General features: G+C 70.4%; 18 protein-coding genes and 1 pseudogene. 13 read left to right on the forward strand and 6 right to left on the reverse strand.

Translation table 11 applies throughout. The features are described from left to right. Window positions 1–272 precede the first annotated feature (272 nt). The 3 genes from KME77_RS27685 (at window position 273) to KME77_RS27695 (ending at window position 2917) form a co-directional block, all read left to right on the forward strand. Window positions 273–566, forward strand: coding sequence for a hypothetical protein (locus KME77_RS27685; RefSeq protein ID WP_219471883.1), 294 nt, complete (start codon window positions 273–275; stop codon window positions 564–566). Further along, window positions 553–825, forward strand: coding sequence for a hypothetical protein (locus KME77_RS27690; RefSeq protein WP_219471884.1), 273 nt, complete (start codon window positions 553–555; stop codon window positions 823–825). The genes KME77_RS27685 and KME77_RS27690 overlap by 14 nt, the downstream gene beginning before the upstream one ends. A 64-nt stretch (window positions 826–889) precedes the next feature. Continuing rightward, window positions 890–2917 (forward strand): thioredoxin domain-containing protein, encoded by a 2028-nt coding sequence (locus KME77_RS27695; protein WP_219471885.1) that lies wholly within the window; start codon window positions 890–892, stop codon window positions 2915–2917. A gap of 98 nt (window positions 2918–3015) precedes the next feature. Here the strand turns inward: KME77_RS27695 and KME77_RS27700 are convergent, their stop codons facing one another. Both KME77_RS27700 and KME77_RS27705 read right to left on the reverse strand, forming a co-directional pair. After that, window positions 3016–5028 carry a transglycosylase domain-containing protein gene (locus tag KME77_RS27700; protein WP_219471886.1) on the reverse strand — a complete coding sequence of 671 codons (2013 nt, stop codon included), beginning with the start codon at window positions 5026–5028 and terminating at the stop codon, window positions 3016–3018. Window positions 5029–5200: 172 nt separating this feature from the next. After that, window positions 5201–5680, reverse strand: coding sequence for an Lrp/AsnC family transcriptional regulator (locus tag KME77_RS27705; protein ID WP_219471887.1), 480 nt, complete (start codon window positions 5678–5680; stop codon window positions 5201–5203). A 103-nt stretch (window positions 5681–5783) separates the two neighbouring features. On the opposite strand from KME77_RS27705, the gene hppD reads away from it, so the two are divergent. Together hppD and KME77_RS27715 are read left to right on the forward strand one after the other, a co-directional pair. Beyond that, window positions 5784–6893: a 4-hydroxyphenylpyruvate dioxygenase gene (gene hppD, locus KME77_RS27710; protein WP_219471888.1), complete on the forward strand. Its 1110-nt coding sequence runs from the start codon at window positions 5784–5786 to the stop codon at window positions 6891–6893. 133 nt (window positions 6894–7026) lie between these two features. Continuing rightward, a complete protein-coding gene (locus KME77_RS27715) occupies window positions 7027–8481 on the forward strand; it encodes a M1 family metallopeptidase (protein WP_219471889.1) in 1455 nt (484 codons plus the stop codon). Window positions 8482–8498: 17 nt separating this feature from the next. Here KME77_RS27715 and KME77_RS27720 read toward each other — a convergent pair whose 3' ends face one another. Continuing rightward, entirely contained in the window at window positions 8499–9671 is a 1173-nt protein-coding gene (locus KME77_RS27720) for an FIST signal transduction protein (RefSeq protein WP_219471898.1), read from the reverse strand. Between the two features lie 169 nt (window positions 9672–9840). Here KME77_RS27720 and KME77_RS27725 point away from each other — a divergent pair, with 169 nt between their 5' ends. The 5 genes and pseudogenes from KME77_RS27725 to KME77_RS27745 all read left to right on the forward strand — a co-directional run. Further along, the gene (locus KME77_RS27725; RefSeq protein WP_219471890.1) at window positions 9841–11232 is read left to right on the forward strand and encodes a sigma 54-interacting transcriptional regulator; all 1392 of its coding nucleotides are present in this window, start codon (window positions 9841–9843) and stop codon (window positions 11230–11232) included. 64 nt (window positions 11233–11296) lie between these two features. After that, window positions 11297–12025 (forward strand): hypothetical protein, encoded by a 729-nt coding sequence (locus KME77_RS27730; RefSeq protein WP_219471891.1) that lies wholly within the window; start codon window positions 11297–11299, stop codon window positions 12023–12025. A 30-nt stretch (window positions 12026–12055) separates the two neighbouring features. After that, window positions 12056–14005 (forward strand): vWA domain-containing protein, encoded by a 1950-nt coding sequence (locus KME77_RS27735; RefSeq protein ID WP_219471899.1) that lies wholly within the window; start codon window positions 12056–12058, stop codon window positions 14003–14005. 111 nt (window positions 14006–14116) lie between these two features. Beyond that, window positions 14117–14365, forward strand: coding sequence for a GNAT family N-acetyltransferase (locus tag KME77_RS27740; RefSeq protein WP_308250938.1), 249 nt, complete (start codon window positions 14117–14119; stop codon window positions 14363–14365). A gap of 88 nt (window positions 14366–14453) precedes the next feature. Then, a pseudogene (locus KME77_RS27745) lies at window positions 14454–14705 on the forward strand (nuclear transport factor 2 family protein); the annotation flags it as partial. Window positions 14706–14771: 66 nt separating this feature from the next. Here the strand turns inward: KME77_RS27745 and KME77_RS27750 are convergent. Then, on the reverse strand, window positions 14772–15671 hold the full coding sequence (locus KME77_RS27750) for an SDR family oxidoreductase (protein WP_219471893.1): 900 nt from the start codon (window positions 15669–15671) through the stop codon (window positions 14772–14774). Between the two features lie 213 nt (window positions 15672–15884). On the opposite strand from KME77_RS27750, the gene KME77_RS27755 reads away from it, so the two are divergent. After that, window positions 15885–16817 carry a LysR family transcriptional regulator gene (locus KME77_RS27755; RefSeq protein WP_219471894.1) on the forward strand — a complete coding sequence of 311 codons (933 nt, stop codon included), beginning with the start codon at window positions 15885–15887 and terminating at the stop codon, window positions 16815–16817. Between the two features lie 102 nt (window positions 16818–16919). Here the strand turns inward: KME77_RS27755 and KME77_RS27760 are convergent, their stop codons facing one another. After that, window positions 16920–17342 carry a DUF6292 family protein gene (locus KME77_RS27760; RefSeq protein ID WP_308250939.1) on the reverse strand — a complete coding sequence of 141 codons (423 nt, stop codon included), beginning with the start codon at window positions 17340–17342 and terminating at the stop codon, window positions 16920–16922. Window positions 17343–17482: 140 nt separating this feature from the next. Between KME77_RS27760 and KME77_RS30120 the strand changes: the two genes are divergently transcribed. Together KME77_RS30120 and KME77_RS27765 are read left to right on the forward strand one after the other, a co-directional pair. After that, complete coding sequence (locus KME77_RS30120; protein WP_281424278.1) at window positions 17483–17608, forward strand: hypothetical protein; 126 nt, start codon at window positions 17483–17485, stop codon at window positions 17606–17608. A gap of 10 nt (window positions 17609–17618) precedes the next feature. Further along, window positions 17619–18050, forward strand: a complete 432-nt coding sequence (locus tag KME77_RS27765; protein WP_219471896.1) for a DUF2269 family protein — start codon at window positions 17619–17621, stop codon at window positions 18048–18050. A gap of 67 nt (window positions 18051–18117) precedes the next feature. On the opposite strand, the gene KME77_RS27770 is transcribed toward KME77_RS27765, so the two are convergent. Then, the gene (locus KME77_RS27770; protein ID WP_219471897.1) at window positions 18118–19257 is read right to left on the reverse strand and encodes a cystathionine gamma-synthase; all 1140 of its coding nucleotides are present in this window, start codon (window positions 19255–19257) and stop codon (window positions 18118–18120) included. Between the last annotated feature and the right edge of the window lie 67 nt (window positions 19258–19324).

Raw genomic sequence — 19324 nt, forward strand, 5'->3', positions numbered from 1 at the left:
CACGGGGGAGCCCACCCCCCCCGACCCCCCTCGCCGGGGGCCTCCCGGCCCCCGGACCCCCGAGCCTCGCCCACCTCCGCGACGGAGGGACGACACACCGAGGCATCCTCAAGACGTGATCTCAGGGTCCGTGGCCCAGGAGAGCCGGCGACAGCGTGATCACTCCTCGGCACCTCTCCACATCACAGCCGTCCACTCGATGTATCGCCGGCATCGCCCCGTCCCGCGTCAAAGAACTAGCAGTATTCTCTGTTGCGAGGAAGGCGGTGGAGATGAGCGCTCAGCCCGTCCGTGAGGAAGGACCCAGAGTTCCGCGAACCATCGGCGGGATCTCCGACGCCCTGCGCGGTGCGCGCCGAGCGCAGTTCTTCGCCGAGTTGCTGGAAGCACAGCAAGGCGCGGAACTCGACGCAGTACTGTCGGCGTGGTGGGGCCGCGCCATGCTGGACACCGATCCCGATCGAGATCGTGTCCGCGCCGCCGCGGAGACGGGGACACTGTCGACCACCACCATGGACGAGATCACGCGCCGACGGCAGGAGCGCCCCGCCAGTGAACGAGGATGACGGCGATCTATGGCCTGTCGTGCCTTCCGAGCTCGTCTCCGAAACACTGTCGGACATGTCGGTCTCAGCGGAGACCTTCTCAACAGTGGTCGCACTCACTGTCGCCCTCTGTGAAGATCCATGGCTCATCGGCAGCGAGCAGGTCGGCAGTGATCCGGACTGGCGAGAGGTACTGATCCCCAAGGGATACGGCATTGCCGAATACCGGATCGACCGAAAGAACCAGCAAGTGGTTCTCACCCGTATCGTGCTGTTCTGACGACATCCCTGCCGCGTGCTGCCACCTGCCCGGCGGGGGTGAGCGGCCGCCGTAGAGTGCTGGCATGAACCGGTTGCGCGACGCGACGAGCCCCTATCTGCTGCAACACGCCGACAACCCCGTCGACTGGCACCCCTGGGGTGAGGAGGCGTTCGCGGAGGCGCGGCGGCGCGACGTCCCGCTGCTGATCAGCGTCGGCTACTCCGCGTGCCACTGGTGCCACGTCATGGCGCACGAGAGCTTCGAGGACGCCGAGACCGCGCGGCTGATGAACGAGCACTTCGTCAACGTCAAGGTGGATCGCGAGGAGCGGCCCGACGTGGACGCGGTCTACATGAGCGCGACGCAGGCCATGACGCAGCAGGGCGGCTGGCCGATGACGGTGTTCGCGACGCCGGAGGGGCATCCGTTCTACTGCGGGACGTACTTCCCGCGTCCGCAGTTCCAGCGGCTGCTGCAGGGGGTGCGGCAGGCGTGGGAGGGCGACCGGGCGGCGGTGCTGCAGCAGGGGTCGAAGGTCGTGGAGGCGCTGAACGCGCACACCACGCTGCCGAGCGGGCCGCTGCCGGACGAGGAGGCGCTGGCGCTGGCCGTGCGGAACCTGCGGGAGTCGTTCGACAAGGCGCGCGGCGGGTTCGGCGGGGCGCCGAAGTTCCCGCCGTCGATGGCGCTGGAGTTCCTGCTGCGCTCCGGGGAGACGGAGATGAGCGGGCGCACGCTGGAGGCGATGGCGCGCGGCGGCATGTACGACCAGCTCGGCGGCGGTTTCGCCCGTTACAGCGTGGACTCCGACTGGGTGGTGCCGCACTTCGAGAAGATGCTGTACGACAACGCGTTGCTGCTGCGCGTCTACACGCACTGGTGGAAGGCGGGCCGGGAGCCGCTGGCCGAGCGGGTGGCGCTGGAGACGGCCGGCTGGCTGCTGCGCGAGATGCGCACGGCGGAGGGCGGGTTCGCCTCGGCGCTGGACGCCGACAGCGAGGGCGAGGAGGGCAGGTTCTACGTCTGGACGCCCGAGCAGCTCGACGAGGTGCTCGGGGCGGAGGACGGGGCGTGGGCGGCGCGGTTGTTCGAGGTGAGCGGCCCGGAGGGGACGTTCGAGCACGGCACGTCGGTGCTGCAACTGCTCGCCGACCCGGGCCCGGATGCGCGGGAGGCGGGTCCGGACCCGCAGGACGCGGCTCCGGATGCGCGGGACGCGGCACGGTACGAGGACGTGCGCGCCCGGCTGCTGGCCGCCAGGGAGCGGCGGGTGCGTCCCGGCCGTGACGACAAGGTCGTGGCCTCGTGGAACGGGCTGGTGATCGCGGCGCTGGCCGAGGCCGGCACGGTGTTCGACCGGCCGGACCTCGTGGACGCCGCCCGGCAGGCGGCCGAGCTGCTCGAACGCGTCCACATGGACGGCGGCAGGCTGCTGCGCACCTCGCGCGACGGCCGGGCGGGGCGTAACGCGGGCGTGCTGGAGGACTACGCGAACCTGGCGGAGGGCCTGATCGCGCTGCACGGCGTCACCGGCGAGACGCGCTGGCACCGGCTGGCGGGCACGCTGCTGGAGACCGTGCTCGACCGGTTCGCCGACGGCGCGGGCGGCTTCTACGACACGGCCGACGACGCCGAGCGGCTGTTCCAGCGCCCGCAGGACCCGACCGACAACGCCACGCCGTCGGGCCAGTACGCGGCGGCGGGCGCGCTGCTGTCCTACGGCGCGCTGACCGGCTCGGCGCGGCACCGCGAGGCTGCCTATGCGGCGCTCGGGACGGTGTCGACGCTGGCCAGGGGGCATGCGAGGTTCGCGGGGTGGGGGCTGGCGGTGGCCAGGGCGGCGATCGACGGACCCGTGGAGGTGGCCGTCGTGGGGCCGCCCGGCGACCCCCGTACGCGGGCGCTGCACCGTGAGGCGCTGCTGGCCGACGTCCCCGGGCTGGTGGTGGCCCTGGGGACCGGCGACGGCGGGCCCGAGGGCGGACCCGCCCTGCTGGAGCAGCGCGGGACGGTCGGCGGCGCCCCGGCGGCCTACGTGTGCCGGGGCTTCGCCTGCCGCATGCCGGTCACGACCCCGGAGGAGCTGCGGGACGAGCTGACCCGGCTCTGACCCCGAGGGGCGGGAACAGGCCCGAAGTGCGGGAACAGGCCCTGAGGTGCGGAAACAGGACCTGAGGAGCGAGAACGGCCCTGAGGAGCGGGAACGGGCTAGCCCGACGGTGAGCGGGCGCGGCCGTTGTTGCTGTCGTCGTCCTGGTCGAAGTTCTGGGTGGAGTCGTCCGGGATGTCGGTGCGTGGCGACTCGCTGTCGTTGTCGTTCTCCGGCGGCCCCTGCGTCTCCTCGTCCCGCGTGGGCGGTGCCTCGGTGGCGGTCGGGTCGCTCTCCTCGGGCGTGGGCGTGAACCAGGGGGTCGGCTCGTCGCTGGGCCGCCGCTCCTGGGGCTCGTCCTGCCGCGTGTCCACCGGCTGACGCCAGTCGGAGCCGTACCCGATGTCGGACGGCTCGGGGAACTCCTCGACCGGCTTGCCGGCCATGGCCTCGCTCATGAAGGCCCGCCACACCTGCGCCGGCAGCTGACCGCCGAACTGCACCCCGTACCCGGGGATCTCGACCTGCTTGTTGTCGTCGCGGAACATGTCCACGGCGACGGCGAGCTGCGGCGTGAAGCCGTTGAACCAGACCGCCTTGGACTTGTCCGTGGTGCCGGTCTTCCCGGCGACAGGCCGGTCGTAGAGCCTGGCCGCGGTGCCGGTGCCGTACTTGACGACCTGCTCCATCGCGTACGTGGTGTCGGCGGCGGCCTGCTTGCTGACCACCTCGGTGGCGGCCGGCTCGATCACGTTCTTCTGGCCGCCGGCCGGGGTGACCGACTTCACCACGTGCGCCTCCATGTGGACGCCCTCGTTGGCGAAGGTGGCGAAGCCGGAGGCGTTCTGCACGGCGCTCACCGAGGCGACGCCGAGCGGGAACGTGGCGGCCGTCTCGTGCTGCTGGAGCTGCGCCTCGGGGATGCCGGCCTTCTCGGCGGTGGTGGCCACCTTGTCGAGGCCGACCTTCTGGCCGAGGTCCACGAACGCGGTGTTGACGGAGTTCTGGGTGGCGCGCACGAGGTTGATCCGCCCGTACGAGCGGTCGCTGTCGTTCGGGATGGAGGCTGAGGCGACGTGCATCGGCGAGTTGCCGTTGACCCGGCTGGACAGGTCGAAGCCGTTGTCGAGCGCGGTGGCCAGCGTGTACGGCTTGAACGTGGAGCCGGCCATCACCTTGGCCGAGAACGCGTTGTCGTAGTCGGAGCGGTCGGGCTTGCCGCCGTAGAAGGCGACGACCTCGCCGGTGGCCGGGTCGACGGCGGCGAGCCCGGTGCGCACCTTCTTGGGCGTGGACTCGGGCAGCACGTCCTTGACCGCCTTCTCGGCGGCGGTCATGAGCTTCTTGTCGAACGTCGTGACGACCTTGAGCCCGCCGCCGCTGATGTCCTCGTCGGTGTAGCCGCGCCGGTTGAGCTCGGCGGTGACCTGGTCGAGCATGTACTGGGCCTGGCCCTTGAGCTCGAACGGCTTCTTCGGCGACTTGAGCGCGGGGAAGGTCGCCTCGCCGTCGAGCGTGCCCATCTGGCGCATCGCGTCGACCACGGCCTGCCAGCGGGCCTTGGCGGCGTCGAGGTCGGCGCCCTCGGGGTCGGCGAACCGGCTGGGCTGCTGGATCACCGCGGCCAGGTAGGCGCCCTCGGACAGGGTGAGCTTGTCGGCGTGCTTGCCGAAGTAGGCCTGCGCCGCCGCCTCGATGCCGTTGGCGCCGCGGCCGAAGTAGATCGTGTTGAGGTACTGCTCAAGGACCCAGTCCTTCGACCTGGACTGGTCGACCTTGATGGAGATCATGATCTCCTTGAACTTGCGGGTGACCGAGCGCTCCTGGCTGAGCCCGCTGTAGTAGTTGCGCACGAGCTGCTGGGTGATGGTCGAGCCGCCCTGGAGCTGCTGTCCGCTGACCGTGGACCACACGGCCCGCGCGGTGCCCTTCAGGGAGACGCCGCCGTCCTCGTAGAAGGAGCGGTTCTCGGCCGCTATGACCGCGTCGCGCACGGGCTGCGGCACCTTGGACAGCGGCACGATCTTGCGGTCGATGCCCTTCCTGGCGATCACGGACTTGCCGTCGCGGTAATAGATCACCGACCCCTGGGCGGTGGCGTCTTTCTGCGTGCTGTCCGGGATCGGTGTCATGGCCCAGGCGATCGCGAAAAGCCCTATGGACGCGAGGATTCCCGCGCCGAGCACAATCAATAGCCGCCGTATGATCCGCTTTTTTCGCACGTGCACCCCCCGTTACCTGTGCGAACGTCAAGGGTAAACGATCGAGAAGAGTGCCTCGTCCCCCCTGCTCCGGATCGTACGTCTAGCGCGTGACGCGCTGCGAAACATTCATCACCAATGGCAGAACTCGGTATGGAACAGGGGTATCCAGAACGATGATCGAATGGGTTCGCAGAACACCCTGAACCTCCACCATCCGGTCGATCACCCTTTGCAGATCGGCGTTCGTGCGCGCCACCACCCGGCACATCAGGTCGCTGCCGCCGGTGATCGTGTGGATCTCCAGGACCTCCGGGATGTGGGCGAGCCGGTGCGCCACCGGGTCGTGCCCGGCGACCTGCCTGATCTCCATGCTGACGAACGCGGTGACGTCGTAGCCGAGCGCCGCCGGCGAGACGTCCGGCCCGAACCCGGCGATCACCCCCCTGGCGGCCAGCCGGTCGAGCCTGGCCTGCACGGTTCCGCGGGCGACGCCGAGCCTGCGTGAGCACTCCAGCACGCCCAGGCGCGGCTCGGCGGCCAGCAGGGCGATCAGCCGGGCGTCCAGGTGATCGATCGTCATGGTGTACAGGCCTCCCAGTGGTCGCGCCGTTGTGCTGTACAGATTGTCCACTCGTACAAGTAACTGTTGCACAACTCGTCCAGGAGAAACGAGAGTTGATGGTATGGATGATGTCTTTCCGGTTAATGGCATGGACGCCGTGGTGTTCGCCGTGGGCAACGCCAGGCAGGCCGCGCACTACTACTCGACCGCGTTCGGCATGAGGCTGGTGGCCTACCGCGGGCCCGAGAACGGCAGCCGCGACGAGGTGGCCTACGTGCTGACCTCGGGTGGCGCCCGGTTCGAGTTCAGGGCCTCGATCCGGCCGGGGACCGACATGGCCCGCCACGTTGCCGAGCACGGTGACGGGGTGATCGACCTGGCCATCGAGGTGCCCGACGTGGAGGCCGCCTACCGGCATGCCGTCGGCCAGGGGGCTCAGGGGCTGGCGGAGCCGTACACGATGGAGGACGAGCACGGCAAGGTCGTGCTGGCGGCGATCGCCACGTACGGCGAGACGCGCCACACGCTGGTCGACAGGTCCAACTACGGCGGCGTCTATCTGCCCGGCTACGCGCCCGCCGAGCCGCTCGTCGCCCCGCCCGGCACCAAGAACGGGCGGCTGTTCCAGGCCGTGGACCACTGCGTGGGCAACGTCGAGCTCGGCCGGATGGACGAGTGGGTGGACTTCTACCGCAATGTCATGGGCTTCACGAACATGGCGGAGTTCATCGGCGACGACATCGCCACCGAGTACTCGGCGCTGATGTCCAAGGTCGTGGCCGACGGGACGCGCAAGGTGAAGTTCCCGCTCAACGAGCCCGCGATCAGCCGCAAGAAGTCGCAGATCGACGAGTACCTGGAGTTCTACCGCGGCCCCGGCGTGCAGCACATCGCGCTGGCCACCAACGACATCCTGACCACGGTCGACCACATGCGCGCGGCCGGCGTCGCCTTCCTGGACACCCCCGACTCCTACTACGACGACCCCGAGCTGCGCTCGCGCATCGGCAACGTGCGGGCGCCGATCGAGGAGCTGAAGAAGCGCAAGATCCTGGTCGACCGCGACGAGGACGGCTACCTGCTGCAGATCTTCACCAAGCCGGTGCAGGACCGTCCCACGGTGTTCTTCGAGCTCATCGAACGGCACGGCTCGCTCGGCTTCGGCAAGGGCAACTTCAAGGCGCTGTTCGAGGCCATCGAGCGCGAGCAGGAACGAAGGGGCAACCTTTAGTTTGTCCTGACGTAGTACAGGTGATCCCCATTTGGAGGGATCACCTGTCTGGGTTGTTGTGCCTCCGCGGGCGGCGCGCTCGACCTAGGGTGGGGTTCCGACCTCCACACCTCGAAGGGAAGAGCGCAGGCCTATGGGGTTCGAACGGCGCTTGGCCGCCCCGCTGCTGGCGCTGTTCAGCATGCTCGCCTGCGCCCCCTCCGACGGGGCGATGGCGCCCACTCCCAGCGGCTCCGCATCGGAGAGCCCCTCGGGCGGCTCCACCTCGGGCGGGCCGCCCTCCGGCGGCGACATCGGGGCGCCGGGCATCGGCGACCCCGACTTCCCCACTGACGGCAACGGCGGCTACGACGTCACCCACTACGACCTGCGGATCGGCTACACGCCGAGCAGCAAGCAGCTCGACGGCGTGGCGACGATCGAGGCGAAGGCCACCCAGCAACTGTCCCGCTTCAACCTCGACCTGGCCGGCTACAAGGTGAGCGACGTCGTGGTCGACGACGAGAAGGCCGTCTTCTCGCGTACCGGCTCGGAGCTGAGCGTGCTGCCCGCCACGCCGCTCGCCAAGGACGCCGGCTTCACCGTCAAGGTGAGCTACGCCGGGATCCCGACGCCGGTGAAGGACTCCTCCAACCTCGGCACGTACGGCTTCATCCCGACCGCCGACGGCGCCTTCGTGGCCTGCGAGCCCAACGGCGCCAAGACCTGGTTCCCGGCCAACGACCACCCCGCGGACAAGGCGGCGTTCGACGTCACGATCACCGTGCCCGAGGGCGTGACCGCCCTGTCCAACGGCGAGCAGGTCGGCGAGCCCGCCACCGCGGGCGGGAAGACCACCTACCACTGGCGCGAGAAGCACCCCATGGTGACCTACCTCGCGACGGCCACGATCGGCAGGTTCGAGGTGCGCAAGGGCCGCACCTCCGGCGGGATCGCCAGCTTCGCGGCGGTCGACCCGAAGTTCCGCGGCTCCCTCGACAGCCTCTACACCGTGTCGGGTGAGGTCACCGACTACTGGAGCAAGATCTTCGGCCCGTACCCGTTCTCCTCGACGGGCGGCGTGATCGACGACTTCTCCGCCGGGTACGCGCTGGAGAACCAGACCAAGCCCCTGTACGGCGGCTTCAACCCCGACGAGAGCATCATCGCCCACGAGCTGGCCCACCAGTGGTTCGGCGACAGCGTGAGCATCAAGCAGTGGCGCGACCTGTGGCTCAACGAGGGCTTCGCCACCTACGCCGAGTGGCTGTGGGCCGAGCACAAGGGCACGAACACCGCCGACAAGCTCTTCGAGACCTACCGCGCCCGCGCGGCGACCGACCCGATCTGGAAATATCCCCCGGGACGCGCGCAGCCGCGCGACCTGTTCAACGAGTCGGTCTACACGCGGGGCGGCATGACGCTCCACGCCCTGCGCAAGGCGATCGGCGACGACACGTTCTTCCAGCTGATCAAGACGTGGACCTCGGACCACAAGTACGGCAGCGTCACGACGGACGAGTTCGTCGCGCTGGCGGAGAAGCTGTCGGGCAAGGACCTGAAGCCGCTGTTCGACGCCTGGCTGTTCCAGCCGGTCAAACCGGCCTGACCAGCAAGCGCGCCCCGTCAGGAACCACCGGGCGTCGAGAAGACCAGCACCGAGGCCGTGAACCCGTGCACGTGGTTCTGTCCCCCGACCGGCCCCACCTCGCCCGCCGAGAAGAACCCCGCCACCCCGATCGGCCCCAGCGTGTCCCGCAGCGCCACCGGATCGTGGTCGGCGGTGCCGAACATCGCCGACCCGCGCCCGTTGCACGAGAACAGCAGCGCCCCGTCGATCCGCCCCAGTTCCTCCCGGTGCGCGTCGAGCACGTCGTACAGGTCCTCGTCGGCGGTGGCCGCGTCCCGCACCTGGAAGCGGACAGTACGCCCCACCTCCACGATGTCCCCGATGGCCACGGCCTCACGTTCGGGGTCGATCCCGATGACGCCCCTGATCAGGAAGTCGCCGCGCTCGTGCCGCTCGGCGTACTCGTCCATGGCCACGCCGATCTGCAGCCCGGAGGCGACCAGCTCGCGGTCGTCCTCGTCCAGGTCGCTGACGATGTCCTCCAGCCGGCCCAGCGCCGGTTGCCCCGCCAGTTCCAGCAGCAGGTTCTCCTCGGCGCGGGTGACGACCATGCTGGGGCCGATCGGGCGGCAGCCCTGGCTGACCACCGTGCTCACCCGTACGGCGCCGCTCAGCAGCACGCCGATGGCGCCCTCGCTGTAGATCTCGCCGTCGGCGAAGAGCCGTACGGACCCCCGTCCCTGCATCCCGTTGGCCAGCCCGCCGATCAGCGGCAGGTCGCCCAGGACCTCCACGGACTTCTCCACGAACGCGTCGGTGGGGAAGGTGTACGGGTCGGCCAGCAGGATGGCGACGTGGTCCTCGGTGGTGCGCTCGGGCAGCCCGACCACCACGAACCGGTCCTCGGCGGTCAGCGTCTCCAGCGCGAACGTGGTCAGCTCGGCCCCGTCCAGCGTCGCCGCCCACGCGCTCACCGCGGACGTCAGCTCGACCCCCTGCCCGTCGCCGATCACGCCGGTGGCGCTGCAGCCGATCACGTGGGCCTCGGGCGCCATCCGCATCGCGCGCTCCCCGGCCCTGGCGACGTCGTCGGGGTCGTCGCCGCAGATGAAGAAGCACACCAGGTCCGCCTGGCCGCTCAGTCTCGACAGGGCTTGGCCGACCGCGCGTTCGGCGGCCTCCATGAGGTCGTCACCCAGGGCGAGGCCATCGGCGAACCGGCTCGTCATCACAGCCATGGATCTCGCCTCCCAGGCGGGTCGAAGTTCCTTAGGAACGGATTCTCCCCACTAAAGGAACAAGCACGCGCACGAACCGTCACGCAATAGTCAAGATCCGAAATCTCCGCCGGAGAGGAAACTGTCTGCCGCAGGGGTCCCATGACGTAGTCTCGTTCCCGTGCATCAACCTCTAAATCTCCGCGAGCTGCGAGAGAGCGGTCACGTTCATCGCACCGTGAAAGCAGAGGTCCGCGAGAACCTGCTGGCCAAGCTCCGCGCAGGTGAGCCCCGTTTTCCAGGCATCGTGGGCTTCGACGACTCCGTCCTGCCCCACTTGGAGCGGGCGCTACTCGCCGGGCACGACCTCGTCCTGCTGGGTGAGCGAGGTCAGGGCAAGACCCGGCTCATCCGCACCATCACCGGCCTGCTCGACGAGTGGACGCCGGTGGTCGACGGGTGCGAGATCAACGACCACCCGTACGCGCCGGTCTGCACGCGCTGCGTCCGCCTCGCGCGCGAGCTGGGCGACGAGCTGCCCGTGGCGTGGAAGCACCGCGACGAGCGTTACGGCGAGAAGCTGGCGACGCCCGACACCTCGGTCGGCGACCTGATCGGCGACGTCGACCCGATCAAGATCGCCGAAGGCCGCACGCTCGGCGACCCGGAGACCGTCCACTACGGGCTGGTGCCGCGCACCAACCGCGGCGTGTTCTCGGTCAACGAGCTGCCGGACCTGGCCGAGCGCATCCAGGTGTCGCTGCTGAACGTGCTGGAGGAGCGCGACATCCAGGTGCGCGGCTACAACCTGCGCCTGCCGCTCGACGTCCTGCTCATCGCCAGCGCCAACCCCGAGGACTACACCAACCGGGGCAGGATCATCACCCCGCTGAAGGACCGCTTCGGCGCCGAGATCCGCACCCACTACCCGCTGACGGTCGAGGACGAGCTGGTCCTCATCCGCCAGGAGACGATGCCGGACATCGGCGCCGACATCCCCGAGCACCTGGTCGAGGTGATCGCCCGCTTCACCCGGCTCGTCCGCGAGTCCACGGCGGTCGACGCCCGCTCCGGCGTGTCGGCGCGCTTCTCCATCGCGGCCGCCGAGACCGCCGCGGCCTCGGCCGTGCGCAGGGCGGCGATCACCGGCGAGGAGCAGGCCGTCACCCGCGTCTGCGACCTGGCCAGCGTCGTGCACAGCCTGCGCGGCAAGGTGGAGTTCGAGGTCAGCGAGGAGGGCAGGGAGACCGAGATCCTGGCCCACCTGCTGCGCCGGGCCACGGCCGAGACGTTCAGGAGCAGGATCGGCGGCCAGGACCTGTCGCCGCTGACCGACAAGTTCGCCGAGGGCACCCAGGTGGAGTCGGGCGAGCTGATCCCGGCGGCCGAGCTGCTGCGCCGCATCGGGCCGGTGAGCGGGCTGGCGAAGATCATGTCCCGGCTGGGGATGGGCGCCGGCGAGGAGTCCCCCGGGCACGCCGCGGCGGCCCTGGAGTTCGCGCTGGAGGGCCTGTACCTCATGCGCCGCCTGTCCAAGGAGGACATGGACGGGGTCGCGGTCTACCGGACGTGAACATTCGGGCGGTTTCCCGCGTCTCACGTGACAGTTGATCACGACTTCTCGGGGGAGACCGCCCATGCGTTCCGTACTGATAGGCACCGCTGTTCTGGCTCTGTCCGCCTTCGCCGTGCCGGCCGACGCCTCCACCACCAAGGTCGCCTACGGCTGGGCGTGGCGCGTCGGCGGCACCGAGCTGCGCATCACGCCCATGACGGCCGCGTACCGCAGACCGCACTACACGTTCCATCCCATACGGGGCGCCAAGGAGCTGCGGCTCGACTACTCCAAGGCCGCCTACCGGCGGGTGACCGTGGCCTGCGACCTGAAGGAGACCGAGGGCCGCGTCGCCGTGGACCGCAAGGGCCTGGGCACCACCGCCTGCAAGCCGCGCGACCTGTCCTTCACCCTCGACCAGTCCCCCACCTCGGTGCGCGTGGAGTACCGCGGCTCCAAGGCCGTCAAGGTCAGCGAGCTGTTCGCGAACACGCCCAGGACCCGCAGCGTCCGCGGCACGATCAAGCGGATCGACGACTCCACGCTCCTGTTCACCGGCCAGGGCACGAAAATCAAGCTCGGCTACACGTGGGTGACGACCTTCCACCGGACCACCAAGGGCTGCGGCGACGGCTGGCTGTCCGGCAGGCCGGTCAACGCCGACAGGAACGGCCTCGGCAAGAAGACGTGCCGCAACGTCCACCTGACCGCGGCGCTCAAGAACGTGCGGCATCCGGTGCTGGTCAAGCTCGACTACACGCCCGACGTCAACCAGGTGCACGACGTGTGGGAGGTCTTCGGGGACGCGTAGGTCCCTTTCTCGGGTTAGCGTGGGTTCGTGATGGCCTACCGCTATGGCGAGTACCACGATGGTCCCGACCCCCTCGCCCCGCCGTACGACGTGCGCGCGGCGCTCGACGAGATGGGCGATGCCATCCTGTCCGGCTCCACCCCCGTACACGCCCTGCGTGACCTGCTCAAGCGCGGGCTGCCCGGCGCGCAGGACCGCCGGGGCCTCGACGACATGCTCAGAGAGGTACGGCGGCGGCGCAGGGACCTGCGGGAGAGCGGCCGGCTCGACGGCACCCTGGAGAGGGCGCGCGCGCTCCTCGACAAGGCCATCGGCCAGGAGCGGGCCGAGCTGTTCCCCGACCCGTCCGACGACGCGCGGCTGCGCGAGAGCGAGCTCGACACCCTGCCCGACGACACCGCCGGCGCGATCCAGCAGCTCAGCTCGTACGAGTGGCGCTCGGCCGCGGCCAGGCAGACCTTCGAGGAGCTGCGCGACCTGCTGCGCCGCGAGGTGCTCGACAGCCAGTTCAGGGGGCTGCGCGACGCCCTGTCCAACCCCGACCCCGCCGCCATGGAACGCGTCCGGCAGATGATGTCGGACCTGAACGACATGCTCGACAAGGACTCCCGGGGCGAGCACACCCAGGCCGACTTCGACGCGTTCATGAACGAGTACGGGGACATGTTCCCCGAGCAGCCGCGCAACCTGGAAGAGCTGATCGACATGCTGGCCAGGCGGGCCGCCGCCACCCAGCGCATGCTCGCCTCGATGAGCCCGAGCCAGCGCGAGGAGCTGGCCGGCCTGATCAACCAGACGCTCGACCAGGCGGGCCTGTCCGACCAGATGCGCAGGCTCGGTGAGGCGCTCCACTCCCGCCGGCCCGACCTGGCCTGGGACACCCCCGAGCGGATGACCGGCGAGGAGCCCCTGGGCATGGGCGACGCCGTCACCGCGCTGGAGGAGCTGGCCGACCTCACCCAGCTGGAGACCGCGCTGCGCCAGGACTACCCGGGCGCCCGGCTCGACGACATCGACGAGGCCGCCGTCCGCCGCGCGCTCGGCCGTTCCGCCGTCGACGACCTGGAGGCGCTCAAGCGCATCGAACGCGAGCTGGAGGAGCAGGGCTACCTGCTGCGCCGCCGCGGCAAACTGGAGCTGACCCCCAAGGCCGTGCGGCGGCTCGGCGAGACCGCGCTGCGGCGCGTCTTCGCCTCGCTCGACGCGGGCCGCCGCGGCGACCACGACCAGCACGACGCGGGCTCGGCCGGTGAGCTGACCGGTTCGTCCCGTCCCTGGCGCTTCGGCGACGAGCAGCCGATCGACGTCGTACGCACGCTCGTCAACGGCGTGCGCAACGGCGGAGCCTCCGCCAACGGCGTCAAGCTGTCCGTGGACGACTTCGAGGTGGCCGAGACCGAGCGGCGCAGCGCGGCGGCCGTCTGCCTGCTGGTGGACCTGTCGTACTCGATGGCCCTGCGCGGCACCTGGGCCGCCGCCAAGCAGACCGCGCTGGCCCTGCAGGCGCTGGTCGCCTCCAAGTTCCCGCAGGACGCGGTGCAGATCATCGGCTTCTCCAACTACGCCCGGGTGCTGCAGCCGGACGAGCTGGCCGGCCTCGACTGGGACATGGTCCAGGGCACGAACCTGCACCACGCCCTCCTCATCGCCGGCCGCCACCTGGACCGCCACCCGGACTTCGAGCCGGTCGTCCTCGTGGTGACGGACGGCGAGCCGACCGCCCACCTGATGCGCAACGGCCGCTCGGCGTTCGAGTGGCCGCCCTCCCCCGAGACGCTGGAGCTGACGCTGGCCGAGGTCGACAAGATGACCCGGCGGCGGGCGACGATCAACATCTTCATGCTGGCCGCCGACGAGCGGCTGAAGGAGTTCGTGGACGAGGTGGCGCGCCGCAACGGCGGCCGGGTCTTCTCCCCCGACGCCGAACGCCTCGGCGAGTACGTCGTCAGCGACTTCCTGCGGGTGCGCCGGGCCCGCTGAACTGTCGGTGGCGGCGTTCCTGCGGCACTGGCGCACGCAGATCCTCGACGGCCCGGCCTGCCTCGTCCAGGCGGTCGTGGCCGACGGCTCGACGGCCGGAAACCTCATGAGGTGGTGGGGGGCGACCGCCGCTTCCTCGGCTACTGGCTCGGCCGCGCCTTCTGGGGGCGCGGGGTGGGCACCCGGGCGCTCGGGCTCTTCCTGGAGCTGGAGAAGACGCGCCCGCTGTACGCCGACCCGTTCGAGGGCAACACGGCGTCGGTGCGGCTGCTCGACGGCGTCTCCGCCGGCGACCAGGAGATCACGCTGCGCGTGCTGCGGCTGGTCCGCGCGAACGTCCACGAACAGGAGAACCGATGACCGACGACGTACGGGCAGCCGCCTCACGCGTGTACGCGGCGTTCAACGCCCACGACCACGCCGCCGCCCAGCACCTCTCTTCACGGCCGACTTCTACAGCCACCCGATGGGCACCACCGGGCCGGAGAGCGTCAGCCGGTCGTGGCGGCGCTTCCACGAGCGGTTCCCGGACGCCGAGGTGGTCGTGGAGGACATGGTGGTCGAGGACGACACGGCCGCGGTCCGTACGAGCGTGCGGGGTGTGCCGGGCCAGGAGCCGGCGATGCTGGAGATCTTCCGGGTACGCGAGGGGCGCGTCGCCGAGCTGTGGGGACTGTCCTCCCTCCGGAGAGACCTCTGAGCCGGGTGAGGCCGGTCCGGGCGCCCGCCGGGCCGCGTCGATCACGGTGCTCCCGTGGAGGTCTCCCTAGTCGGTGAAGTAGTGGCCCTTGTCGAGGTCCTCGATGAGCCCCGCCCGTACGGGCCGCCAGTCCAGCCGCTCCTGGGTCAATGCGCTCGACGCCGGGATGTCCAGCGAGAAGAAGCCGCCGAGGAAGCCGAAATGGCCCGCCGCCTCCTCCGGGGCGACGGAGGTCACCGGCAGCCCCAGATGACGGCCGATGGCCCCGGCGATGTCCCGCGCGGGCACGCCCTCGTCGCCGATCCCGTGCAGGCGGGCGCCCGCGGGCGCCTTCTCCAGGGCCAGCCTGTACAGGTGCGCGGCGTCGAGCTGGTGCACGGCGGACCAGCGGTTGGCGCCGTCGCCCACGTAGGCCGAGACGCCCTTCCGGCGGGCGACGCCGATCAGGATCGGGACGAACCCATGCTTGTCGGCGTCGCTGTGCACCGACGGCGGCAGCCGTACCAAGGAGACGCGCACGCCCCGCTCGGCGAACGACAGCGCCACCGCCTCGGTGTCCTGCCGGGGGCTGCGCACCGACCGGTGGTCGGGCACGGTGTCCTCCGTGGCGACGCGGCCGGGCGCGAGACCGGCGGTCCCGGAGGTGATGACGAGGGGCCGATCGGATCCCGCGAGCGTCTCGCCGAGCGTCTCGATGGCACGCCGATCCGTCTGGGCGGCGGCCTCGAAGTTGGAGAAGTCGTGGATGAACGCGGTGTGGATGACGCCGTCGGCCGCGTCCGCGCCGTCGCGCAGGCTGTCCAGGTCGTCGAGGGCGCCGTGGTGCGCCTCGGCGCCGATGGCGGCCAGCGAGGCCGCGGCCTTGTCGGAACGCGCGAGCCCGAGCACCTGATGCCCGGCGCCGAGCAGCTCACGGGTGACGGCGCTACCGACCAGTCCGGTCGCGCCCGTGACGAACACACGCATGCGGATGCACTCCTTCAACACAGCAGGCGAAGAGAACCGAGCACCGTGCCGACGGGGCCGAGAGCAGCCCTGACACGTTCGGCCGGTGCTTCCACCCTGCGTCGCGGGAGCACCCGAAGTCCAATGATTGTTCCGCAAGACGCATCGCGTTTCACGCATCACCACAGGTGAGCGGCCTGTTGAGGGGCGCCGGGCACGGGCTAGGCTGGGGACATGCCCGACTCGCCCCCGGCTCCGGCGGACCTCGACCTGCGGCTCGTACGGTGCTTCACCGTCCTCGCCGAGCACCGCCACTTCGGCCGCGCCGCCGAGGCCCTCCACGTCACCCAGTCGTCCCTGAGCCGGCAGATCGCCCGCCTCGAACAGCAGGTGGGCGCCCGCCTCATCGACCGCACCCCGCAGGGCAGCCACCTCACCGAAGCCGGGCAGGTCTTCCTCCCGCTCGCCACGGCGGTCCTGCGCTCCGCCGCCCAGGCCACCACCCGCGCCCGCGCCGCCGCCCGGCCGAGCCGCGTCACCATCGGCTACGTCGCCAACCTGATCGTCACCCCTGCCGTGCGCGAGCTGCGCCACCGCCACCCCGACGCCGACGTGCGGACCCAGCACCTGCGCTGGAACGAGCCGCGCCGCGCCCTCCTCGACCACCGGGTGGACGCGGTGGTGACCCGGCTGCCGTTCCCCACGGACGGGCTGCACGTGACGGTCCTGTACGACGAGCCCCGCGTCCTGCTGCTCCCGGTCGATCACCGCCTGGCAGGCAAGGAGTCGGTCACCTTCGACGACATCGCCGACGAGCCCATGCCCCGGGGGGCCGACCCCGACTGGGAGGCCTTCTGGCGCATCGACCCCCGCCCCGACGGCAGCCCGGCGCCCGACGGGCCGTTCATCCACGCCGTCGAGGACAAGTTCGAGCTGATCGCGAGCGGGCAGGCCGTGGCGGTCATCCCGGCCGGCGGCGGCATGATGACCTTCCGCCCCGACCTCACCACGGTTCCCCTCGAAGGCGTCGAGCCGAGCCACGTCGTGCTGGCCACCCGCGCCGACGACAACAACCGGCTGGTGGCGGCGTTCCGCAAGTACGCCCAGGCACACCTCACCGGCCCGCCGGCGGGCCCCTCGGTGACCGCGTCGAGCACCCGGCACTGATTTCGCGTTCCGGGGCAGAGCCCGTCAGCGGCTCCGGCGGCGACGATCCGGCTGAAACGGCACATTCACGGGCCGAGCCGCCTCCGTACTGTGGCGGTACGGTCAGGCGTCCACGAAACGGACGTAAAAATCGAGCGCCACGTCGAACCCGTCGCGGCAGTTGCGGTGCGACCGGTAGCACGGACGCCAGGCCGAGCTGGCGCCCACGCCCGCGCGGGCGTCGTGAAGGGCGGCGGGAACGCGCTCCGGGCGGGGCAGGAGGCCGCCGCCGAGGTAACGGACCTCGCTGAGCTGGGCGTGCTCGCCGCGTTCGCCGGAGACGAAGCCGCCCAGGCGCCAGCCGCTCTCCTCGTCCCACACCAGCGCGGTGCCGTCGGCGAGGCGGACGGTCACGTCACGCGGGTCACAGGGGCCCTCCCACCAATCAGTGACCTCGGCTGCGAGCGCGTCGACGACGCGCCGCACATAGCCCACTGGCTGGCGCAACCACTCGTCGGTGTACGGCTCGACGTGCCTGATGGCCACGGACGGTACCCCCCTGTGCCCAAACGGTAAGGAAAAAGCGACGGTCAACAACCATACCCGCGCCGAACTTATTCCGTTGCCAGAGCGTCTAGTCATTACGGACGATATTCACGTCCGACACGGGGAAGGGGGGCTACTTCATGATTGCCATGATTCTGCTGATCGTGCTGATGGTGGTCGCCGTGGCGGCCACCGAGCTGATCATGCGCTGCTCGTCGGCGGTGAAAGAGGGTGTCGAGTCCCCGACTGAGATCGTCGGGGACTAGTCTCCTTCGCATGTCGACCCTGCTTCTCTGGCTGCACATCGGCTTCGCGATCTTCACGGTGGGCCCGGTCACCGCGGTCACCATGGCGGCTCCCCGGGCCATCCGCGCCAAGAACGTGCCCGTCCTGCACAACATCGCCCGGACCACCAGGATCTACAGCATCGGCACGCTGGGCGTGCTGATCTTCGGACTGGCGGTCGGCATGTCGATAGGGGGCGGCGTCCTCGGCAGGTGGTACATGACGGCCTCGATGACCCTGTTCATCGTGGCCGTCGTGCTGTTGTTCATCGTCGACCGCGACCTGCGCACGGCCGTCCGGGTCCTCGACACCGAGACCCCGGACGACGACGCGAAGGTGCAGAACGGGCGGATCGCGGCGATCAGCGGCCTGCTGGCCGTGATCTGGCTGGTGATCCTCTTCCTGATGGTCGTCCCCACCTGACCCTTCCCGGAAGAGCCCACCTGACCTTCCCCGGAAGAACCCGCCCGGCCTTCCCGGAGGAAGGCGGCTAGCCGAGCGCCTGGGTGAGGTCGGCGAGCAGGTCGTCGATCGTCTCGATGCCGACCGACAGCCGCACCAGGTCCCCGGCCACCTCCAGCGGCGACCCCGCCGCCGAGGCGTGCGTCATCCTGCCCGGGTGCTCGATGAGCGACTCGACCCCGCCGAGCGACTCGCCGAGCGTGAACAGCCTGGCCCTGTCGCAGACCGCCACGGCCTCGGGCTCGCCGCCCGCCACGCGGAACGACACCATGCCCCCGAACCGCTTCATCTGCTTGGCCGCCACCTCGTGCCCGGGGTGCTCGGCGAGCCCCGGGTAGAGCACCTCGGTCACGCGCGGGTGAGCGAGCAGCAGGTCGACGACCCGCTCGGCGTTGTCGCAGTGGCGGTCCATCCGCACGCCGAGCGTCTTGAGCCCGCGCAGCGTCAGCCAGGCGTCGAACGGCCCGGCGACCCCGCCCATCGCGTTCTGGTGGTAGGTCAGCTCGTCGCCGATCGTCTGGTCGGCCGTGATCAGCGCGCCGCCGACCACGTCGGAGTGCCCGCCGACGTACTTGGTGGTCGAGTGCACGACGATGTCCGCGCCCAGGGAGAGGGGCTGCTGGAGGTACGGCGAGGCGAAGGTGTTGTCGACCACCAGGAGCGCGCCGTTGTCGTGCGCGAGCTGGGCGAGGGCGGCGATGTCGGCGATGCCGAGCAGCGGGTTGGTGGGCGTCTCGACCCAGACGATCCGCGTCTTCTGCGTCATGGCCGCGGCCACCGCGTCGAGGTCGCCGAGCGGAACCGGGTCGTAGTGCAGGTCCCAGCGCTGGTTCACCCGCGCGAACAGCCGGTACGTGCCGCCGTACGCGTCGTTCGGGATGACGACGTGGTCCTGCGGCGCGCAGAGCGCCCGCAGGATGGTGTCCTCGGCGGCCAGGCCGGAGGCGAACGCCAGCCCGCGCGTGCCGCCCTCCACCGCCGCCAGCGCCTCTTCGAGCGCGGTCCTGGTGGGATTGGCCGAGCGGCTGTACTCGTAGCCGGAGCGCAGGCCGCCGACGCCGTCCTGCTTGTAGGTGGACGTCGCGTATATCGGCGGCACGACCGCGCCGGTCAGCGGGTCAGGCTCCTGACCTGCGTGGATCGCCAGAGTCTCAAAACCGGAAGTCATAGGGCAACGGTATACGCCGAGCGGCCCGCGATCCGCTCCCCAACGGATCGCGGGCCGAGGCGGGCGC

Source organism: Nonomuraea rhizosphaerae, from assembly GCF_019396405.1.
In the GTDB taxonomy this organism is placed as follows: Bacteria; Actinomycetota; Actinomycetes; order Streptosporangiales; family Streptosporangiaceae; genus Nonomuraea; species Nonomuraea rhizosphaerae.

Coding starts and splice junctions, on each gene's coding strand:
- KME77_RS27685 (WP_219471883.1), top strand. CDS start 273: ATGAGCGCTCAGCCCGTCCGTGAGGAAGGACCCAGAGTTCCGCGAACC.
- KME77_RS27695 (WP_219471885.1), top strand. CDS start 890: ATGAACCGGTTGCGCGACGCGACGAGCCCCTATCTGCTGCAACACGCC.
- KME77_RS27700 (WP_219471886.1), bottom strand. CDS start 5,028: ATGACACCGATCCCGGACAGCACGCAGAAAGACGCCACCGCCCAGGGG.
- KME77_RS27705 (WP_219471887.1), bottom strand. CDS start 5,680: ATGACGATCGATCACCTGGACGCCCGGCTGATCGCCCTGCTGGCCGCC.
- hppD (WP_219471888.1), top strand. CDS start 5,784: ATGGATGATGTCTTTCCGGTTAATGGCATGGACGCCGTGGTGTTCGCC.
- KME77_RS27715 (WP_219471889.1), top strand. CDS start 7,027: ATGGGGTTCGAACGGCGCTTGGCCGCCCCGCTGCTGGCGCTGTTCAGC.
- KME77_RS27720 (WP_219471898.1), bottom strand. CDS start 9,671: ATGACGAGCCGGTTCGCCGATGGCCTCGCCCTGGGTGACGACCTCATG.
- KME77_RS27730 (WP_219471891.1), top strand. CDS start 11,297: ATGCGTTCCGTACTGATAGGCACCGCTGTTCTGGCTCTGTCCGCCTTC.
- KME77_RS27735 (WP_219471899.1), top strand. CDS start 12,056: ATGGCCTACCGCTATGGCGAGTACCACGATGGTCCCGACCCCCTCGCC.
- KME77_RS27750 (WP_219471893.1), bottom strand. CDS start 15,671: ATGCGTGTGTTCGTCACGGGCGCGACCGGACTGGTCGGTAGCGCCGTC.
- KME77_RS27755 (WP_219471894.1), top strand. CDS start 15,885: ATGCCCGACTCGCCCCCGGCTCCGGCGGACCTCGACCTGCGGCTCGTA.
- KME77_RS30120 (WP_281424278.1), top strand. CDS start 17,483: ATGATTGCCATGATTCTGCTGATCGTGCTGATGGTGGTCGCCGTGGCG.
- KME77_RS27765 (WP_219471896.1), top strand. CDS start 17,619: ATGTCGACCCTGCTTCTCTGGCTGCACATCGGCTTCGCGATCTTCACG.
- KME77_RS27770 (WP_219471897.1), bottom strand. CDS start 19,257: ATGACTTCCGGTTTTGAGACTCTGGCGATCCACGCAGGTCAGGAGCCT.